General features: G+C 66.8%; 18 protein-coding genes. 7 read left to right on the top strand and 11 right to left on the bottom strand.

All coding sequences use genetic code 11. The features are described 5' to 3' along the window. Window positions 1-23: 23 nt before the first annotated feature. The 3 genes from ABIC78_RS05195 to ABIC78_RS05185 form a co-directional block, all read right to left on the bottom strand. Window positions 24-1556, bottom strand: a complete 1533-nt coding sequence (locus ABIC78_RS05195) for a type II and III secretion system protein family protein (RefSeq protein ID WP_171794773.1) — start codon at window positions 1554-1556, stop codon at window positions 24-26. Between the two features lie 64 nt (window positions 1557-1620). Further along, entirely contained in the window at window positions 1621-2652 is a 1032-nt protein-coding gene (cpaB, locus tag ABIC78_RS05190) for a Flp pilus assembly protein CpaB (protein WP_054130717.1), read from the bottom strand. Window positions 2653-2715: 63 nt separating this feature from the next. Next, window positions 2716-3189 carry an A24 family peptidase gene (locus tag ABIC78_RS05185; RefSeq protein WP_043610870.1) on the bottom strand — a complete coding sequence of 158 codons (474 nt, stop codon included), beginning with the start codon at window positions 3187-3189 and terminating at the stop codon, window positions 2716-2718. Between the two features lie 100 nt (window positions 3190-3289). Here ABIC78_RS05185 and ABIC78_RS05180 point away from each other — a divergent pair, with 100 nt between their 5' ends. Both ABIC78_RS05180 and ABIC78_RS05175 read left to right on the top strand, forming a co-directional pair. Beyond that, window positions 3290-4273 (top strand): alpha/beta fold hydrolase, encoded by a 984-nt coding sequence (locus ABIC78_RS05180; protein WP_169041953.1) that lies wholly within the window; start codon window positions 3290-3292, stop codon window positions 4271-4273. A gap of 19 nt (window positions 4274-4292) precedes the next feature. Beyond that, complete coding sequence (locus tag ABIC78_RS05175) at window positions 4293-5405, top strand: NAD(P)/FAD-dependent oxidoreductase (RefSeq protein WP_171794740.1); 1113 nt, start codon at window positions 4293-4295, stop codon at window positions 5403-5405. 55 nt (window positions 5406-5460) lie between these two features. Here the strand turns inward: ABIC78_RS05175 and ABIC78_RS05170 are convergent, their stop codons facing one another. From ABIC78_RS05170 to ispH, 4 genes are all read right to left on the bottom strand, one after another. After that, window positions 5461-6009: a hypothetical protein gene (locus ABIC78_RS05170; RefSeq protein ID WP_354488064.1), complete on the bottom strand. Its 549-nt coding sequence runs from the start codon at window positions 6007-6009 to the stop codon at window positions 5461-5463. Window positions 6010-6132: 123 nt separating this feature from the next. Continuing rightward, window positions 6133-6564 (bottom strand): ribonuclease HI, encoded by a 432-nt coding sequence (gene rnhA / locus ABIC78_RS05165; RefSeq protein WP_054130713.1) that lies wholly within the window; start codon window positions 6562-6564, stop codon window positions 6133-6135. Next, window positions 6561-7553 carry a homoserine kinase gene (gene thrB, locus ABIC78_RS05160; RefSeq protein WP_169041956.1) on the bottom strand — a complete coding sequence of 331 codons (993 nt, stop codon included), beginning with the start codon at window positions 7551-7553 and terminating at the stop codon, window positions 6561-6563. The genes rnhA and thrB overlap by 4 nt, the downstream gene beginning before the upstream one ends. 11 nt (window positions 7554-7564) lie before the next feature. Next, window positions 7565-8554, bottom strand: a complete 990-nt coding sequence (gene ispH, locus ABIC78_RS05155; protein ID WP_168351546.1) for a 4-hydroxy-3-methylbut-2-enyl diphosphate reductase — start codon at window positions 8552-8554, stop codon at window positions 7565-7567. Window positions 8555-8751: 197 nt separating this feature from the next. On the opposite strand from ispH, the gene ABIC78_RS05150 reads away from it, so the two are divergent. Next, window positions 8752-9438, top strand: a complete 687-nt coding sequence (locus tag ABIC78_RS05150; RefSeq protein ID WP_054130710.1) for a hypothetical protein — start codon at window positions 8752-8754, stop codon at window positions 9436-9438. Window positions 9439-9533: 95 nt separating this feature from the next. Here the strand turns inward: ABIC78_RS05150 and ABIC78_RS05145 are convergent, their stop codons facing one another. Next, window positions 9534-11975 carry an LPS-assembly protein LptD gene (locus ABIC78_RS05145; RefSeq protein WP_354488061.1) on the bottom strand — a complete coding sequence of 814 codons (2442 nt, stop codon included), beginning with the start codon at window positions 11973-11975 and terminating at the stop codon, window positions 9534-9536. Window positions 11976-12077: 102 nt separating this feature from the next. Here ABIC78_RS05145 and ABIC78_RS05140 point away from each other — a divergent pair, with 102 nt between their 5' ends. From ABIC78_RS05140 to ndk, 4 genes are all read left to right on the top strand, one after another. Next, complete coding sequence (locus tag ABIC78_RS05140; RefSeq protein WP_169041958.1) at window positions 12078-13547, top strand: leucyl aminopeptidase; 1470 nt, start codon at window positions 12078-12080, stop codon at window positions 13545-13547. A 5-nt stretch (window positions 13548-13552) separates the two neighbouring features. Then, window positions 13553-13711, top strand: a complete 159-nt coding sequence (locus ABIC78_RS05135; protein ID WP_082349726.1) for a DUF2256 domain-containing protein — start codon at window positions 13553-13555, stop codon at window positions 13709-13711. Between the two features lie 129 nt (window positions 13712-13840). Beyond that, on the top strand, window positions 13841-14272 hold the full coding sequence (locus ABIC78_RS05130) for a DNA polymerase III subunit chi (RefSeq protein WP_107715974.1): 432 nt from the start codon (window positions 13841-13843) through the stop codon (window positions 14270-14272). Window positions 14273-14361: 89 nt separating this feature from the next. Next, the gene (ndk, locus tag ABIC78_RS05125) at window positions 14362-14784 is read left to right on the top strand and encodes a nucleoside-diphosphate kinase (RefSeq protein ID WP_022675339.1); all 423 of its coding nucleotides are present in this window, start codon (window positions 14362-14364) and stop codon (window positions 14782-14784) included. 66 nt (window positions 14785-14850) lie between these two features. Here ndk and cls read toward each other — a convergent pair whose 3' ends face one another. Genes cls through purN form a run of 3 tightly spaced genes read right to left on the bottom strand, consistent with a single transcriptional unit; the run spans window position 14851 to window position 18437 of the window. Beyond that, window positions 14851-16284 (bottom strand): cardiolipin synthase, encoded by a 1434-nt coding sequence (gene cls / locus ABIC78_RS05120; RefSeq protein ID WP_169041959.1) that lies wholly within the window; start codon window positions 16282-16284, stop codon window positions 14851-14853. 54 nt (window positions 16285-16338) lie between these two features. Continuing rightward, window positions 16339-17493, bottom strand: a complete 1155-nt coding sequence (locus ABIC78_RS05115) for an MFS transporter (RefSeq protein WP_054130705.1) — start codon at window positions 17491-17493, stop codon at window positions 16339-16341. 5 nt (window positions 17494-17498) lie between these two features. Beyond that, the gene (gene purN / locus ABIC78_RS05110; RefSeq protein ID WP_169041960.1) at window positions 17499-18437 is read right to left on the bottom strand and encodes a phosphoribosylglycinamide formyltransferase; all 939 of its coding nucleotides are present in this window, start codon (window positions 18435-18437) and stop codon (window positions 17499-17501) included. Window positions 18438-18550: the final 113 nt, after the last annotated feature.

Below are 18550 nucleotides of genomic sequence, written 5' to 3'. Positions count from 1 at the left end.
CTGGTTCCTTGTCGCGTAGGCGGTCACAGGTTGAAGCCGGGCTTGGTATCGGCCTTGGCCTGCTTGTTCTTTTCGGGCTGGGCGCTGCTGGCGTCGCCTACCTTCGGCGCCGGGCCGCCTTGCACGGTACCTTCGCGTTCGGTTGGCATCGGGCGGGTTTCGCCCTTGGATGGTGCGGTTTCCTGGTTGCCCAGCAACTGTTGCACGGCATCGGCGGCGCGGAAGCCATCGGTGGGCAGCTTGATATCCTTGGCATCCACCGGGTTGACCAGATACGGGGTAACCACGATCACCAGTTCGGTCTCGCCCTTCTTGAACGAGGTGGAGCGGAACAGCGAGCCCAGGATCGGCAGGTCGCCAGCGCCCGGCAGCTTGGTGATGGTGTTCTGGGCCGAATTGCTCAGCAGCCCGGCGATCATGAAGCTTTGTCCCGATCCCAGTTCCACCGTGGTTTCGGCGCGGCGCACCTTGAGTGCCGGGATGGAAAAGCCGCTGAGCGTGATCGCGCCGTCGGTGGTGAGTTCGGAGACTTCCGGCCGCACGCGCAGCGAGATGCGGCCATTGGCCAGGACGGTGGGCGTGTAGGACAGGCTCACACCATACTTCTTGTATTCGATGCTGGTGGTGCCCAGGCCCTGCGAAAGCGGGATGGGAAATTCGCCGCCGGCCAGGAATTCGGCCGTTTCGCCCGACAGCGCGGTAAGGTTCGGCTCGGCCAGGGTGTTGGACAGGCCGATCGTTTCGCCCAGATCCAGCGCGCCCAGCACATCCATGCCAAACAGCTTGCCGTTGCCGACCAGGCGGGTGCCTGTCGTGGCCGAGTTGACCACCGTGGTCGTGGCATTCATCGCCACGTTGCCGCCAGCCAGTAGCGGCCCGCCCGCGACATACTGGGTGAACGCGTTGCCCTGGCCCACGCCGAACTTGAAGCCGCTGGTGGCATCGGCCGTTGCCCAGTTCATGCCGATCGCGCGGGTCAGCGTGCGGCTGACTTCGGCAATGCGCACCTGGAGCATGACCTGCAGGGGCGTGGCCATCTTGAGGCGGCTGATCACCTGCATCTTGTCGCCCACGAAGGCCTTGACCAGGCGCTCGGCCTCGGCCGCATCTTCGGGGGCTCCCACCGTGCCGGTCAGCAGCACGGTGTTGTTCATCGTGGCAGTCTGCACCTTGGCGTCGGGCATGGCGAGGTGGAGCATCTGGTCGATGCTGTCGATATTCGTGCCTACGCGCACGTTGGCTGACCAGATCACGTTGCCCTTGGCGTCGCTGGCATAGACGGTGGTTTCGCCCGGGCCCTTGCCGAAGACATAGAGCTGGTTGGTCGATTTCACCTGCACGTCGGCGATCTTTTCATCGGCGACAAACACATCGGCCATGCGCGAGGGCAGGGTGATCAGTTCACCCCGGCCGAGGCCCACCGCGATGGCGCGGGCCGGGCTGGTGACGCTCTGCGCCTGGGCCGCAGGGGCCAAGGCAGCGACAGCAAGGGGCGCGGCAAGCGGCGCGGCCACGATCATGGCGGTGCGCAGCGCGGAAACGAAGCGGTGGGACATGGCTTGGCCTTTGGCGCGATGCCGGAAGGGAATGGGCGGGCAGATCGTGGCAGTCGTGCTCATCTCACTGCGCTCCCACGCTGACGGTGACAGTGTCCTTGCCGCGCGTGATGTTGACGACCGGACCACGCGGGCGTGGCGGCACGGCCGGGCCGGCCATGGCGGCCACGGGTGCTGGGGCGGGCGGCGCGGTAAAGCCGCCGCCACCGCCAGCGCCACCCATCGGCGGCATCGACTTGCGCTGGAAGCGCGAGACATCGCCACCCGTGGCAAAGCTGGTGCCACCGTCGAGCGGGTGGGCCAGCGCCTGCTTGAGCAGCTTTTCCTCGTCCTGCGGGGTGGCCCCGGCCGGAACCTTGACATCGCCCGAGGCGATCGCCTGCTCCAACTCGGCCGAATTGTCGGCCAGCGAGCGCAGCGAGAGGCTGAGCGTGCCGATGGTCTGGGCCACGGCGATCTTTTCCGCGATCTTGGGCGTCACTTCCACGGTGACCGTGCTGAACGCCTTGACCTTGGTCTTGCCCTCGATCTGTTCCTGCGTGGCGGACTGGTCGGTGGCGAGCACGCGCAGGTTGCGGATGATGGTTTCCGATGCCTTGAGCGGCTGCGGATCGTTGCCCTTGACGGTCTGAGTCAGCACCAGGTCGATATGGTCGCCGGGAAAGACGAAGCCGGCCACACCGGTGCGGGCGGAAACCGGAATGGTGACGGCGCGCATGCCAGGCCCAAGCGCGGCGGCGAGGAAGCCGCGATCGCCCGGTGCCACCAGCGAACCCTGCGTAATCGGTTCGCCGGCGGTGATCGGGTTGCGCACCACGGTGCCGAGCATCTTCTGCATGTCGGCCTCGCCTTCCACGAAATAGGCGTCCTGCACCATTTCCTTGGGCCAGGCCTTGAAGCCAATCGAATCGGCGGTGATGATCGTGCCGACGGGCAGGGCGCGCTGGGCCACCAGGACCTTGGAACCCATTTCCACCTTGGCGGCAGCGATCGCCTGGGGCGAACCCGAGCCACGAATGAGGCCAAGGCCGAACAAGGCCGATGGAATGCCCAGCACCAGCGAGGCCCCCAACAACAGTAGCTTCTTCTTGTCCATCGCCAGTTTATCCCGCCCTTACAGAATAGCGCGCAGCCATCCGACAAATTGGTTAAGTTGGCCTTAGCCCGCAGCGAGCGCGTGAATGCCCGCGCCATAAGTGGTGCCAAGAACACACAGCCCCGCCGTGGCGATCGCCACGCCATAGGGAATCTTCAGCCGGTCCTTGCGGCGCCGCATCAGGTGCCACATGCCCATCCCCACGGTGAGCAGGCCGCCCACCAGGGCCATGATCAGCAGAAGCTTGGCAAACAGCACCGGCCGCAGCCACAGCGCCAGCGCGGTGAGCAGCTTGACATCGCCGCCACCCATCATGCGCAGGGCAAACAGCCCCGCCAGCACCACGAAAGCGGCCAGCGCCACGCCCAGTTGCAGCACGACATCGGGCCACAGGTGCAGCCCGCAGGCCCACCAATAGACCGGGGCCAGCGCCGCGATCGCGGCGTTGAGCCAGTTGTCGATCTGTCTGCGGCGCAGGTCGGTAAAGGCTGCGATCAGCAGCGCGATTGCCAACACTCCGGCCAATCCGTAAACCATGGAAATCCCCCTCGATGATGTGGGGATACCGGAAAATCACTTACCAAACGGTAACCAAGCCAAGCGGCGGGATCGGGCGTGAAACAGGGCGTCGCAAGCAATGGTTAAGCATGTCTGGAAGGGCATCGGTGGGCGCGAGATCCCTGCTGGTGCGAGCGAATCGACCTGGTCCGCCAGCGATGGCACCGCCATCCGCCGGATCGACTGGCGGCGCGGCGATGGCCCGCCCAGGGGATCGATCCTGTTCCTGCCCGGGCGCGGGGACTTTTATGAAAAGTATTTGGAAACGTTCGATTACTGGGCGTCTAAGGGCTGGTGCGTAACTGCGGCTGACTGGCGCGGGCAGGCTGGCTCTGCCGGGCCACAAAGCGGGCCACCGGTGGGTGACATCGCCGATTTTTCGGTCTGGGTGGATGACCTTGCCCATCTTTACCAAATCTGGCGCGTGCAAACGCCGGGGCCGCATGTGGTGATCGGCCATTCGATGGGTGGGCATCTGGTGTTGCGCACATTGGCCGAGCAGCGAATCGGCCCCGAGGCCGTGGTATTGAGCGCGCCGATGCTCGGATTCGCCACCGTGCTGCCGCGCGCGGTGCAGCGCATTTATGCCGCGCTGATGGTTCGCCTGGGCGACCCGGCGCGCCCGGCGTGGAAAAGCAGCGAGAAGCCCGGCGCGCGGGCCGCGCTGCGTGCCAACCTCCTGACGCACGATGAAACCCGCTATGCCGACGAACAATGGTGGCGGGCACAGCGGCCCTGGCTGGCGCTGGGGCCGGCGAGTTGGCGCTGGCTGCAGAAAAGCAGCGAATCGTTTGACCGCCTCGATGCGCCCGGCGTGCTGGAGGCGGTGACCACCCCGTTGCTGTTGCTCGCCACGCGTCACGATGCGCTGGTGTCGTGGCCAGCCATCGCCCGCGCCGCGCAGCGCCTGCCCAAGGCCCAACTGGTGGCCTGGGGGCGTGAGGCGCGGCACGAACTGCTGCGCGAATGTGACGCCGTGCGCGATCGGGTGCTTGCCTCGATCGATGATTTCCTCGAACGGGAAGCCGCACAGCGGCAAGACACGGCCGCCATGGCGGAATAAGGCAGTCAGGGGCGCGACCATGGACGAGTTCGACATCGCGATCATCGGCGCCGGCATGGCCGGGGCCAGTCTCGCCGCCGAATGCGCGCCCCATGCCCGCGTCCTGCTGGTCGAGGCGGAGGACAGCCCAGGCTACCACACCACCGGCCGCTCTGCCGCGTTCTGGGACGAGATCTATGGCGGGCCGGCGGTGGTGCCGCTCACCCTCGCCTCGGGCGATTACCTGGCACAGCACGGCTTTCTGCAGCCGCGCGGCTCCCTGGTGATCGGGCGGACAGAGGATCGCGCCGCGCTGGAAACCTTCGTGGCCGACTATGGCGCGCTCGGCGCTACGGTGGACATGATCGATCGCGCCGGCATGATCGCGCTGGTGCCAGGCCTGCGCGAGCAATGGTGCCTGGGGGCCTGGCAGCCGGGCTGCGCCGATATCGACGTGGCCGGGCTGCACCAGCACTACCTGGCCCTGGCGCGCCGCACCGGAACCGTCGTCCGCCTGCGTGCGCGTATCGATTCGCTGGTACATGAGGGGGCCGGCTGGCGCCTGGCGTGGCGCGATGGGCAGGCCCGCGCGGGCGTGGTGGTCAATGCCGCCGGCGCCTGGGCCGACGAGGTCGCCAGGCTCGCCGGGGCGGCCCCTCTGGGCATCGCGCCGCTGCGCCGCACGATCACGCAACTGCGCGTGGATCCGCCCGTGCCGGCCACACTGCCGCTTACCTTCGGGCTGGCCGGAGACTTCTATTTCAAGCCATCGGGCGATCGGCTGTGGCTTTCGCCGCACGATGAAACGCCCGACGTAGCGCACGATGTCGCGCCCGAGGAAATCGACGTAGCGCTGGCGATCGATCGCCTGGAACATGTGGTGGATTGGCGCATCGCTGCTGTGGAGCGGCGCTGGGCCGGGCTGCGCAGCTTTGCCCCCGATCGCGCGCCCGTCTATGGCTTTGATCCTGCCGTGCCGGGGCTGTTCTGGTTTGCCGGGCAGGGCGGCTTTGGCATCCAGACCGCGCCGGCCGCCGCGCGCCTGGCCGCGCAGCAATTGCTGGGCCAGTCGGCCGATGCGATGACCGAACGGCTCGATCCGGCGCGCTATGCCCCGGGGCGCTTGTCGCCCGCTGGTCTTGCTCTCGTTTGAGACGAGGCATCGGACTGTCATGGTTATGCCACGCAGTTAACCCGGCGTTTGCGCTTTATTCCTTGATGCGCTTTTCCCTCACCCGCTTGTCGCGCAGCGGGGGATGCCGTGGCGGCACCCGGCGCGCTGGGCGAACGGCCACATCCACCGTGCGCGTGGTGGTCACGGTGCGGGTTTCGCCACAAGGCTGGCAGCTCCCGGTACGGGGCAGCGGCACTGGCACCATGACCACCCCTGCCACGTAATAACCCGGCGGCGCGATCCAGCTGCCGGTATAGACCGGCACTTGCCCGGCATAGCCTGGCGCGGAATAGGCCCGGGGTGGATAGCCCGGTGCATAATAGCCAGGGCCGGGATAGGCCGGGGCAGGCATCGCCTCGCATGGTGGCGGCCAGCCGTGCCGTTGCGGTTCGCCGTCATCGATGCCGGGCACGCTGCACGGGCCTGGCCCTGGGCCATAGGGAACCATCGCGGAGGGCGTTGCCGGCGTGGTGACCGGTGGCGGTGGTTGGTGCCGCGCCACGGCTGGTGATGCTGCCGCCGCCATCAGGCTGGCAGCCGCCAGCAACCACCCCGCACGGTTGACCGTGAACTGGCACACCATCGAACATCCCCCGCGATCGGCCGGCGCCAAGGCTGCCTGTACGCGGCAGTTTACCATGAAGCGACATGCCGCCAAACCGGATGGACCGCAGCTGAGTCCCGGAATGGATCAACTCGCGATGAATCAGGCGGCCTTGGCCGCGTCGCTGGCGAGTTTGTCCACCCGCTCGTTTTCCGGGTGGCCGTCATGTCCCTTGACCCACACCCACTCGATCTTGTGCGGACGGGCGGCGGCCACCAGTGCGCGCCACAGGTCTTCGTTTTTTACCGGCTTGTTGTCGGCGGTTTTCCAACCCCGCTTCTGCCAGCCAAAGATCCACTTGGTGATGCCGTCGAGCACATACTTGCTGTCGGTGTGCAGGGTCACCTGGCAGGGCTGGGTCAGTGCCTCCAGCGCGCGGATGGCGCCCATCATTTCCATGCGGTTGTTGGTCGTCTCGCGCTCGGAACCGACCAGTTCCTTTTCATGCTCGCCCATGCGCAGCAGCGCGCCCCAGCCACCCTTGCCGGGATTGCCCTTGCAGGCGCCGTCGGTGAAGATATCGACCTGCTTCACAGCGCGAACACTCCACCATTCGCCGGATCGGCATAGAATTGCAGCCGTCGGGCAAAGGCCATCGGGTCTTTCCGCGTCACCAGGGCATCGGCCGGGGTGTTGAGCCAGTCATAGGCGCGGCTCATGGCAAAGCGCATCGCCGCCCCTTGCGCCAGCATCGGCAGCGCCGCCCGTTCTGCCCCAGACAGGGTGCGCACACTGGCATAGCCTTCAAGCAGCGCCGCCGAAAGATCGGCGCGGAACGCCAGGCCCGCCGCATCGAAACACCAGGCGGCATGCGTCACCGCCAGATCATAGGCGATCACGTCGTTGCAGGCGAAATAGAAGTCGATCAGGCCAGTGACCGTTTCCCCCTGCATCAACACGTTGTCGGGAAAGAGATCGGCATGGATCACGCCGGTGGGCAGGTCTTGCGGCCATTGCGCGGCCAGGCGAGGCAGGTGCTGCGCCACCAGGCTGGCCAGCACGGGATCGATGCTGGCCAGGCCCTGCGGCCCGCAGGCATCGGCGAGCCGCTGCCATTCGGCCAGGCCCATGCCATTGGCGCGCGTGGCCGGGTAATCGGCCGCTGCGCCGTGCAGCGTGGCCAGCGCCGCGCCCACTGCGCGCGCCTGGCCGGGCGTGGGTTCGTGCAGCGAAACGCCGGGCAGGAACTCGATCAGTGCCAGCGCGCGTTCCCCACGCGGGGTATCGACCACGCGATAGAGATTGCCCGCGCCATCGTGGATCGAGCGCGGCACCGGGCAACCCTTGGCCGCGAGGTGATCAAGCAGCCCGAGGAAATAGGGCAGGTCGGCGATCTCGATGCGGAATTCATACATGGTGAGAATGAAGCGCGTGGCCTTGCCAGGCTCTTGCGCGGTTTCGATCAGCCAGTTGCTGTTGGAAACGCCTTCGGCAATGCCCTTGGCGGAAACCAGATCGCCCAGGTGATAGGGAGCGAGCAGCGCGGCCATGTCCTCCGCGCCGAGGTGGGTATAGACAGCCATGATGGGGTCTTTCAGCTCATCAACTGGCGGGGCAGCTTGAACACCATGTGTTCTTCCGTGGTGGTCACCGGCTCTTCGTGAACCTGGCGCCAGGTGCCAAGCTTGGCCACCACTTCGCGCACCAGCACTTCGGGGGCCGAAGCGCCGGCCGTCAGCCCCAGCGAGGTGACCCCTTCCAGCCAGGCCGGATCGATTTCGGTGGCGCGCTGGATCAGGCGGGCCTTGGAACCCTCGCGTTCGGCCACCTCGACCAGGCGCAGCGAGTTCGAGCTGTTGGGCGCGCCGATCACCAGCACCAGCTGGCAGCGCGGCGCGATGGCCTTGACCGCCGCCTGGCGGTTGGACGTGGCATAGCAGATGTCTTCGGCGCGGGGGCCGACGATGCTGGGAAAGCGCGCCTTGAGCGCGGCGATGATCTCGGCCGTATCGTCCACCGACAGGGTGGTCTGCGTCAGGAACGCCAGGCGCTGGTCGGCCGGGAAATCCAGCCGGGCCACGTCTTCCACCGTTTCGACCAGGGTCATCGCGCCTTCGGGCACCTGGCCCATCGTGCCGATTACCTCGGGATGGCCCTTGTGGCCCACGAACAGGATGTGGCGCCCGGCTTCCACCTTGCGTTCGGCCTGGCGGTGCACCTTGCTCACCAGCGGGCAGGTCGCGTCCAGCCAGTCGAGCCCGCGCTCGGTCGCGGCCATCGGCACCACCTTGGGCACGCCATGGGCGGAAAACACCACCGGCTTGCCATCGGGCACTTCGTCCAGCTCTTCCACGAACACCGCGCCCTTGGCCTTGAGTGTGTCAACGACGAAGCGGTTGTGGACGATTTCGTGGCGCACATAGACCGGCGCGCCATAGCGTTCAATCGCCCGCTCCACGATCTCGATCGCACGGTCCACCCCGGCGCAGAAGCCGCGCGGGGCGGCAATCAGAAGGTGCAGCGGCGGCAGGCCCGTTTCGGGCAGGGTGGCGCTGGCGGCGGAATCCGGAAAGCTGGCGTTCATGGGCCTGTCCTTAGCAGCGCAGGGCCCACTCGTAAAACAACGCCGCGTTTAAAAGATGCAGCAAAACATCGCCGTCGCCCAGGCAGCGCCATTGCCCAAGCGCCAAGGGGTGGGTAGAGGATGCGCTGCATCCGCTGCTGTTTCAGATCGGGCGGCGCCTGTGCTGCCCCTGTTTGCGCCTTAAGGAAGTTGCCCTGATGATCGCCAAGAGCCGCCGTCTCTCGCTTGCCAAGGCCGTGATCGGCACACCGTTGCTGGCCGGGCTGCTGGCCGGTGCCCTGACGGGCTGTGCCAAGAACAAGGGCGAACTGGTGGTGGAAGATGGCGTGGGCGTGACTGCGCTGCGCACGGCATGCCCGACGGTGGAAATCCCTGAAATGACCGGCGACGTGACCGTGTTCACCGATCCGGCCCGCACCGATTCGCAGGCGATCGATCTGGTGGCCGCGATCACCAACCTGCGTTCCACCTGCGCCGAGGCGGCCGATCCCGTCACCAGCGAGGCGACCTTCGATGTCGAGGCGCGCCGCACCGACACGCGCGGGGCGCGCCATGTCGAACTGCCCTATTTCTCGGTGGTGATGCGTGGTGGCACGGCCGTGGTGGCCAAGCGCCTTGGCACGGTGGCGATCGATTTTGCCGATGGCCAGGATCGCGCCACTGGCCATGCCAAGGCCGGTGCCAGCGTCGATCGCGCCGCCGCCAGCCTGCCCGCCGATGTACGCGCCCGCCTGTCGCGCAAGCGCCGCGCCGGCCAGGCCGATGCCGCGATCGATCCGCTTTCGCTGCCCGAAGTGAAGAAGGCCATCGCCTCGGCCACGTTCGAGCATCTGATCGGCTTCCAGCTGACCAACGCGCAGCTGGAATACAACGCGCGGCGTTGAGGCGTCTGTGCGGTGACGGCTTAAGGTTTCCACCACCCCCAACCCCTCCTCTGAAGAGGAGGGGAGCTTTTGGTGATGGAAATCTGCCTTTAATTTTAGCGTGAACCCAGCCCGCGCAGCGACACGCTGAACAGGAACGAGTTACCGGCCGTGGCGTCACCGGTCGTCACGTAGTCGCGCTTCCAGGTGATCGACAGGTCAAAGCAATCGTCGGTATAGGCCACGCCCAGGCGGTGGCGCAGCATCTGGAACCCGTCTGAACCATAGACCGGATCGCTGGCCTTGGTCGTCAGGTTGACCACGCCCGAGGCGAAGACCGAGAAATAGTGGGCAAAGCCCACCCGCGCCGCGGCGCGCAGTTCCTCGCGATCACGCAGGTCTTCGAACGTGATCGGGATATCGCGGTTGAGGCGCAGATAGCCGATCTCGGCATAGGTCCGGTGATCGCCGATCGTCGCATCGATTTCGTTGCGGCGCAGGACGAAGCTGTCCTTGTCCAGGCGATAGCGGTGGGTGAACTGGATGATGTCCTTGATCCGCAAGTCGGTACGCCCGACGATATCGGAAAAGCGATCGGTCAACCCGGTGCCCGGCGGCAGCAGGCTCTGCTCGTCCGACAGGCGATAGCTTTGCCCCACGGTGGAGGAAATGCGCCAGCCCGGCCGCGTCAACTGCCAGTCAAAGCCATAGGTCACGCGCACGCCGTCTTCATAACGGTCATAGCCGTTGAAGCGGTTGAGCGAGAAGAGGTTGGAATCATCCAGGTCTGCGGCGCGCGAATCCTCGTTGGGGATCGAGGTGTTGCGCACGTGCGGCGTGGCCACCAGCTGCACCCGCGGGGTCAGCACCTGCGTGCCGCCGAACAGCGCGCCGACCAGCGGCCACTTCACGTCCACCGCCGCCGTGGCGATGCCGCGCGCCTGCCAGCCCGACACGCCGCGATAGATATCCACCGTGGTCAGCGCGTTGGCATCGCTGTGATACACGTCGCCGCGCATCATCGCGGTAAATGTCACTTCCTGGCCAAGCCCTGTTACCGTGCGCAGATCCCACTGCGCGCGGGCAAAGGCGCGCTGGGTATCCTGCCCGGCAGAGCGGCTGATCGCCAGGGTATTGGCTTCCAGTTCCAGGTGCCCGCCAATGCCCGGCGTGGCGATGCGATAGCGCCAGTCAAGCGCGGGCAGGGCGAGCGGCACCTGGCCCTGGTTGTCACCCACGCGCAGCGTCTGTACCGCCCAGCCGGCCAGGCTGAAATAGCTGTCGTCGCCAATGCGTTCGAGGTTGATCGACGAGCGCAGCCGGTCATCGCGGCTGATGTCGTAACGACGCAGGAACGTGCGGTCGCTGGCATAGCGGCCATAGGCGGTCAGGCTCCAGTTCTCGTCGAACTGCAGCTTGCCGTTGGCCTCGAGATAGCCGCGCCACTGGCTGGTGCCCACGCCCGAACCGGCATCGATCGCCGAATAGACCGGAATGGCCGAAGAGCGCGTGAGGTAGCCGGTGATCTGGAACGCGCCCAAGCTGGTAAGCTGGCGATAGGTGCCCGAGATCATCGGCAGCGCACCGGTATAGAGGTGGCCGGCGATCTCCAGGTCCTTGTTGTCGCCCAGGCGCCAATAGAACGTATCGGCAAATTCCACGCCGTTGGCCGCGGTGGACCGGATATCGGGGATCAACAGGCCGGTTTCGGCGCGAAAATCGCTGGTGTGGGTCAGCCCCGGCAACGGCAGCAGCGGAATGCCAAAGACGCGCAAGGTGGCGCCGGAATAATGGACCTTCTTGGTGGTCTGGTTCCACGTTACCTTGACGGCGGTAACTTCCCAGCTCGGCTTCTTGGGACAGCCATCCTCGTTTTCCACGGCGCAGCCGGAAAAGGCGGCATCGTGCAGGGTAAGGTTGCCATTGGCATCGCGCGTGCCCTCGCGCGCGGCCAATCGCCCACCTTCGCGCAGCACCACCAGCAGATCCTGCATGGCGCCGGCCTTCAGCTCGTCGGTCAGCTCTACCTTGTCGGTATAGAGCACGTTGCCGCCTTCATCGACCGCACGGATATTGCCCGTGGCCTCGATCTTGCCGGTCTTGCGATTCCACGTCACGGCATCGGCGCGCACGGTCTGCTCATCGCGCCGCAGCACGACATTGCCGGTGGCGGTGACCACGTCGGGATCGCTGGCATATTGCAGCTTGTCGGCCTCGAACCGCACCTGGTCGCTCTGGGCGGCGTCGGTTTTCGTCGCATCACCCTGCGCGGCATCGCTGCCCGTGGCCGTACCAGCAGGGGTGGCGATCACGCTGCCGGCGTTGGTGTCTTCGGCCACGGCATTGGGCGGGGTTACCGGCGCGGGCGCCTTTTCCGTCACCGGTGCCATGCCCACAGGGGCATCTTGTGCCAGGGCCGGCATGGCCCAGACACTCGCGCCAAGGCCCATGGCCCCGGTCAACAGGGCATGCCGGGCGCTGCCCAGCGACAGGCAATGGGAAAACTGGCGCCGATTTCGAGCGGAGAAGGCGGCGGAAAGCGGCGTAACGGGGGACATGCGGTTGCCTATCGCACTGGTCGGTCGTAACTGCAAACCCACAATTGCGGCGCGGTTTCCCTTGTGGGCAACGTGTTGCCGCTTTCGGACAGGAGTTTGCTGATGAACATCGTATTTGCCCCGGGCCGAACCGATCTGCCGCGCCTGGTGGGCCGGATCGTGGGCGAAGGGCCGCTGCCTGAAGGCACGCCCGCCCTGGTGGCGCAAGGCGCCGCGGCAGCCCGCTTTGCGGGCAAGGTGGGGCAGACGTTCGAAGCCTTTGTCGATGGCCCCGCAGGCCTGGCGCGCCTCGCCTTTGCCGGCGCGGGTGACCTTGCCGACGGCGCCGCGCCGGCCGATCGCCGCGCCGCGCTGGAGCGTGCCGCCGGCGCGCTGGTGGCCAAGTATCTCACCTCGGGCGAAGAAGCCCTGGCGATCGATTTTGCCGACAGCGGCCTTTCCGCCAATGAAGCGGCTGCTGTCCTGCTGGCCGCCCGGCTGCGCGCCTGGCAGTACCTGGTCTATCGCACCCGCCTCAAGGACGAGCAGAAGCCCTCGCTCAAGACCATCGTGGCGATTTCCGCGCCCGAAGGTACCGAGGCCGTGTGGGCGGTGGAAAGCGCCGTGGCCGAAGGCGTGGAATTCACCCGCGAGCTGGTGACCGAGCCGGCCAACGTGATCTATCCCGAAAGCTTCGTCGCCCGCTGTCAGGAACGCCTGGCCGGCACCGGCGTCGAAATCGTCGTGCTTGATGAAAAGCAGATGGCCGAACTCGGCATGGGCGCGCTGCTCGGCGTGGCGCAGGGCTCGGTCAAGACGCCGCGCCTGCTCGCCATGCGCTGGAAGGGCAAGGCCGGTACCAAGCCCACCGCCTTCGTCGGCAAGGGCGTGTGCTTTGACACAGGCGGGATCAGCATCAAGCCGGCCGCCGGCATGGAAGACATGAAGTGGGACATGGGCGGCGCGGCCACCGTTGCCGGCACCATGCTCACGCTGGCGCGGCGCAATGCCGCAGCCGACGTGATCGGCGTGTGCGGCCTGGTCGAAAACATGCCTGACGGCAATGCCCAGCGTCCCGGCGACGTGGTCAAGAGCATGAATGGCCAGACCATCGAGGTGATCAACACCGATGCCGAAGGCCGCCTGGTGCTGTGCGATGCGCTCACCTGGGTGCAAAAGGAATATCAGCCCGCCACGATCGTCGATCTGGCGACGCTGACCGGCGCCATCATCATTTCGCTGGGCCACGAGCATGCCGGCATGTTTGCCAACGATGATCTCCTCGCCAGCCAGCTCGACGCGGCCGGCAAGGCGGTGGGTGACATGCTGTGGCGCATGCCGATCGGCCCGGCCTACGACAAGCTGATCGACAGCCCGATTGCCGACATGAAGAATGTTGGCCCGCGCGGTGGTGGTTCGATCACGGCGGCGCAGTTCCTGGCCCGCTTCATCGACAAGGGCGTGGCCTGGGCCCACCTCGACATCGCCGGCACGGTGTGGATCGACAAGGCCGGCGCCACCCACGACAAGGGCGCCACCGGCTTTGGCGTGCGCCTGCTCGACCGCTACGTGCGCGACGTGCTGGAAGGCTAAGAGCCATGCCCAAGATGCGGCGCAAGTCTGACCTGCCAAGCAAGACCTGCGCCGCATGTGGCCTGCCGTTCACCTGGCGCAAGAAATGGGAGCGGGACTGGGACAATGTGAAGTATTGTTCCGACCGCTGCCGGCGCGGCAAGGGTGGGGCTGGGGCGGCTTAGGCCTCCACCACCCCCCGACCCCCTCCTCTGAAGAGGAGGGGGAGAACAGCGCTTCTCTTAGCCCCCTCCTCTTCAGAGGAGGGGGTCGGGGGGTGGTGCGAAGCCAAGCGCAAGCCAAGAAGGAACCCCATGCGCGTCGATTTCTACCAGCTGTCCCGCGATCCGGCCGAACTGGTCTTGCCGCTGATCGCGCGCAACACGCTGGGTGCGGGCGAGCGCCTGCTGGTGGTGTCCGAAGACAAGGGCCAGCTTGATCGCATTGGCGAGGCGCTGTGGACGCGGCTGCCCGATACCTTCCTGGCCAATGGCCAGGCCGGCGGACCGCACGATGCGCGCCAGCCCATTCTCCTGTCCACCACGGTCGCGCCGGCCAATGGCGCGCAGTTCCTGGCACTGGCCGATGGCGGCTGGCGCGAGAGCGAGGCGGCCCGCGTGTTCCTGCTGTTCCCGCCCGATCGCATCGACGACGCGCGCGCCACCTGGCGCCTTTTGGGCCAGCGCGAAGGCGTGGAGCGCAAATATTGGCGCCAGGATGGCGGGAAATGGCGTGAAGGCCCGTAAGATTGCCGGCGTGCCTTGCGGTTGCGCCCCTTTCCCGCTAGGGGCGCGCCCAACAAAACCAGCATTCTTCTTTCGCTAAGGAACGCATCATGGCGGTTACCCGCACCTTCTCGATCATCAAGCCCGACGCCACCCGCCGCAATCTGACCGGCGCGGTCACCAAGATGCTGGAAGAAGCCGGCCTGCGCGTCGTTGCTTCCAAGCGCATCCAGATGACCAAGGAACAGGCCGAAGGCTTTTACGGCGTGCACCGCGAACGCCCCTTCTTCGGTGACCTGGTCTCGTTCATGACCAGCGGCCCGGTCGTGGTGCAGGTGCTCGAAGGCGAAGACGCCGTGAAGCGCAACCGCGACATCATGGGCGCCACCAACCCGGCCAACGCCGATGCTGGCACGATCCGCAAGGAACTGGCCGAATCGATCGAAGCCAACACCGTCCATGGTTCGGACTCGGAAGAAAACGCCGCGATCGAAATCGCCTTCTTCTTCAAGCCCGAAGAAATCGTCGGCTGATCCCACCGGATCACCGCTTGAAAAGGGCCGGAAAGCAGCGCGCTTTCCGGCCCTTTTTCATGGGCTTCACAACAGCGGGCTCATCATTGCCAGGGTGTTGCGCCACAGTCGCTTGATCAGCGTGGTGCGCGCCGCCATTGCCGGGGTGATCGCCAGGCACTGTTCCAGCCATTGCTGCTGCCGCGCGGCAAGGTCGCGTGCCAGGGTGGCATCGGCGAAGAGGATGTTGTTCTCGAAATTCAGCTCGAAGCTGCGGCGGTCGAGATTGGCCGAACCGATGATGCCGGCATTGTCGTCAGCCACCATGGTCTTGGCGTGCAGCAGGCCCGGAAGGAATTCGAAGATTTCCACGCCCGCTTCCAGCAGCGATGGATAATAGCTGCGGCTGGCGGCGGCCACGAACCGGCTGTCGTTGCGGCGTGGCACGATCAGCGTCACGGCAACGCCGCGCCGGGCGGCGCTGACCAGCGCGGTCAAGACTTGTTCGCCCGGCACGAAATAGGGCGTGGTGATCGTCAGGCTGCGGCGGGCGGCGTGGATCAGCGCGGCAAAGCAGGCGTTCATCGCGCCATAGGCCACGGTCGGCCCGGTGCCGATGCCCTGCGCCACCACCCCTTCGCCGCACAACGGTAGCGGGGCGGTGAGCAGCGCAGACAGATCGTCGCCGCCTTCGGCCATCCAGTCGGCCGCGAACAGGAATTGCCAGTGGCGGGCGATCGGGCCGTTCCAGCGGGTCATCACGTCAACCCATGGGGCAAAGCGTGGCTTGATGCGGAATTCGGGATCGGCGGCGTTCTGGCTGCCGCACCAGGCGATGGCGTTGTCCACGATCATCGCCTTGCGATGGTTGCGCAGGTCCACCCGGCCGCGGATCATCGTCCACACCAGGTTGCCTACCGGCAGCGCCTCGCGCGCATCGACGCCGGCCTGGCGCATCGCCGCCCAATGGGCCGAGCGCAGGAAGCGGCGCGACCCCAGTGCATCGGCCAGCACGCGCACTGCCACGCCGCGCTGGGCCGCGCGGATCAGCGCCTGGGCCAGCGCGACGCCGCTGTCATCATCAAGCCAGATGTAAAAGCACAGGTGCACGCTGGCCTGGGCGGCATTGATATCGGCGATCATGCCGGCAATCGCGGCGCGGTTATCCGGCGCGATCGTGGCGCGGTTGCCGGTGGTGGGGGCAAGGCCGTTGATCGCCGCGGCCAGCGCGAAGGGCGGCTGCCACGGGCTGGCCGCGACCATGGCCGCGCCGCCGGGATCGACCGGCGGGCGGGGCAGGGCCGCCTCGATCGCCAGGCCGTGCAGCCGGCGGCGGCGGATCAGGCGCGTATCGCCCCACAGGATATAGGCAGGAATGCCCAGGCCCGGCAGCACCATGACCGCGACCAGCCACGCGAGGCGCGCGGCCGGATCGCGGTGGGGCCGCAGGATCACCCGCAAGAGCGTGACCACTTCTGCCACGGTGGCAAGGGCCAGGAATATCCAGTGGTACGCGGTCATGCGCCGCCTACGTTCCACCCCGACGCGGGTTTGTCCAGCGCCGGCGCTGCACGATCAGGCGGTTACGCCCTGGCGGCCATACCACAGCGCCAGCATGCGCCAGATCGCCGCCACCGCGATCAGGCCCAGCAGGATGGGCAGGCGAAAGCCCGCACCTGCTTCCAGCAGTCCCGCCGCGATCAGGCAGGCGAGCGAGCAGCCCAGGTCCCAGCCACCCTCGGTGGCCATGTTGAAGCGCAAAGTGCACGACGAGGCCCGTGCCATGGCATAGAGCGGGGCAAGCATGGCGGTGGCCGCCATCGGCGTGACCAGCGCGCCCAGCGCCGTGGCGCCCACTGCGGCGAGCGGCGTGGCAAAGGCCAGCGCCTTGGCCACCAGCGCCAGGATTGCCGCGCCATAGGCCAGCGCCAGCGAATGGAGCGGCCGTCCGCCGTCGATCAGGTGGCCGATCAGCAGGCTGCCGGCCGCCGCCGCAACGCCGGCCACGGCAATCGCCCCGCCAAAGGCATCGAAGTGCTGGCCCAGCGTGACGAACAGCGCCAGATTCCAGATCACCGTGGCGCAGCCGGCGTGAAACCCTTCCGACAGGTAGAGCCGGCGGGCAAAGGCGGTGAGTTGGCGATCCAGCATCGCCTCGCGCGCGACATGCGGATTGGGCGCGCCGATCAGCGGCAGCACGGCCGCGAGCTGCACCAGCGCGATCGTGCCAAAACCGATCATCGGCCCGGCGCGGTCGACCAGCACGCCGCCCACCAGGGGGGCGACGATGCCGACCACAGCGGTGGTGGCCTGCTGGATCGAGACCTGCCGGCCGCCGCGGTCGCTATCGGCCAGCGCCGAGACAAAGCTGTGCCAGCCGGTCCAATAGAGCACGCTGCCCAGGCCCGTCACGAGGATGAACAGCGCCAGCATGCCGGCCGCTGGCACCGGCCCAACGCCGGGCACCAGCGGCAGCAGCAGGAAGCTGACCACCCGCACCAGCACGCCTGCCAGCACCACGGTGCGCAGGCCTGCTCGCCACGCCAGCGGCAGGACCAGCCCGCGCAGGGCAAAGCGCGCCAGCAGCGTGCCGGCAAAAGCGGCCAGGGCCATGCCGTTGGAAAAGCCCTGGCTGACCAGGAAGCCGGCAATGAACAGCCCGCCGCTCGATTCGACAAACGATTGCAGGCCGACGTGGATATAGACCCGGCGCATGGGATCGGCGGCCATCGGTCTCAAAACTCCAGCATGGCCGCCAGCCGGCGCGGCGCGATGGCCATCCAGCTGCGCTGCAGCCAGGCGGCGATATCGTCCCAATCCACTGCGCCGGTATCGAGGCGGATGGCGATCCAGCCATCGCCGAAATAGGCCGGGCGGTAAAACCGGTCGGGATCGTTCTCGATCAGTTGCGCCTGTTCCTCGATCCCGCTGATCTTGACCAGCAGCGCCACGCGCCCGTCGCCATGGTGATCGGCGCTGACATAGGCAAACTTCTTGCCCTTGGTCACGCCAAAGCAGGCCATGCCATGGCTGCTCACTTCATCGGCCTCGGGCAGGGCCATGGCGCGGGCACGCACTTGCGCCGTCAGCCATTCGGGGCTGGTCTCGCGCGTCACCAGGCGTTCCAGGCAGCGGGAATAGAGCTGGTGCTCGGCAAACAGCACGCGCGCGGCCAGGGCTTCGGGCGTGTCACCGGGCAGGATCGCCACCGGCGTCTGGCCCAGGATCGGCCCATTGTCCAGTTCGGGCGTAACCAGGTGCACGGTGCAGCCGCCATGGCTGTCGCCGGCCGCGATCGCGCGGTCGTGCGTGTGCAGGCCCTTGTAAAGCGGCAGCAGCGAGGGGTGGATATTGAGCATGCGCCCCTCCCACCGCGCCACGAATTCGGGTGAGAGGATGCGCATGTAACCCGCCAGCGCGATATAGCGCGCGCCGGCGGCCAGCACTTGCGCTTCCATCAGCGCGTCGTGTTCGGCGCGGGGGATGCCCTTGTGCGGCAGGGCAAAGGTGGCAACGCCCTCGGCCGCAGCCAGGGCCAGGCCCTTGGCCGCCGGATCATTGGATAGCACCAGCACGATCTCGTACGGGCAATCCTGGGCGCGGCTGGCATAGAGCAGGGCGGCCATGTTGGTGCCGCTGCCCGAAATGAAGACCGCTACCTTTGCCTTGGCCACTTTGCTCATTCCTTGGCACGCTGAGTTGGCGCTGCGGCCTTCGACAAGCTCAGGCCGAACGGAGTGTGGGGTAGGGGAGAACGACATCTACCCCGTTCGGGCTGAGCTTGTCG

The organism is Novosphingobium sp. 1529 (assembly GCF_040544855.1).
Lineage (GTDB): Bacteria > Pseudomonadota > Alphaproteobacteria > Sphingomonadales > Sphingomonadaceae > Novosphingobium > Novosphingobium capsulatum.
The sequence above is the reverse complement of the archived record's forward strand: the minus strand, read 5'-3'. Positions and strand labels throughout refer to the sequence as shown.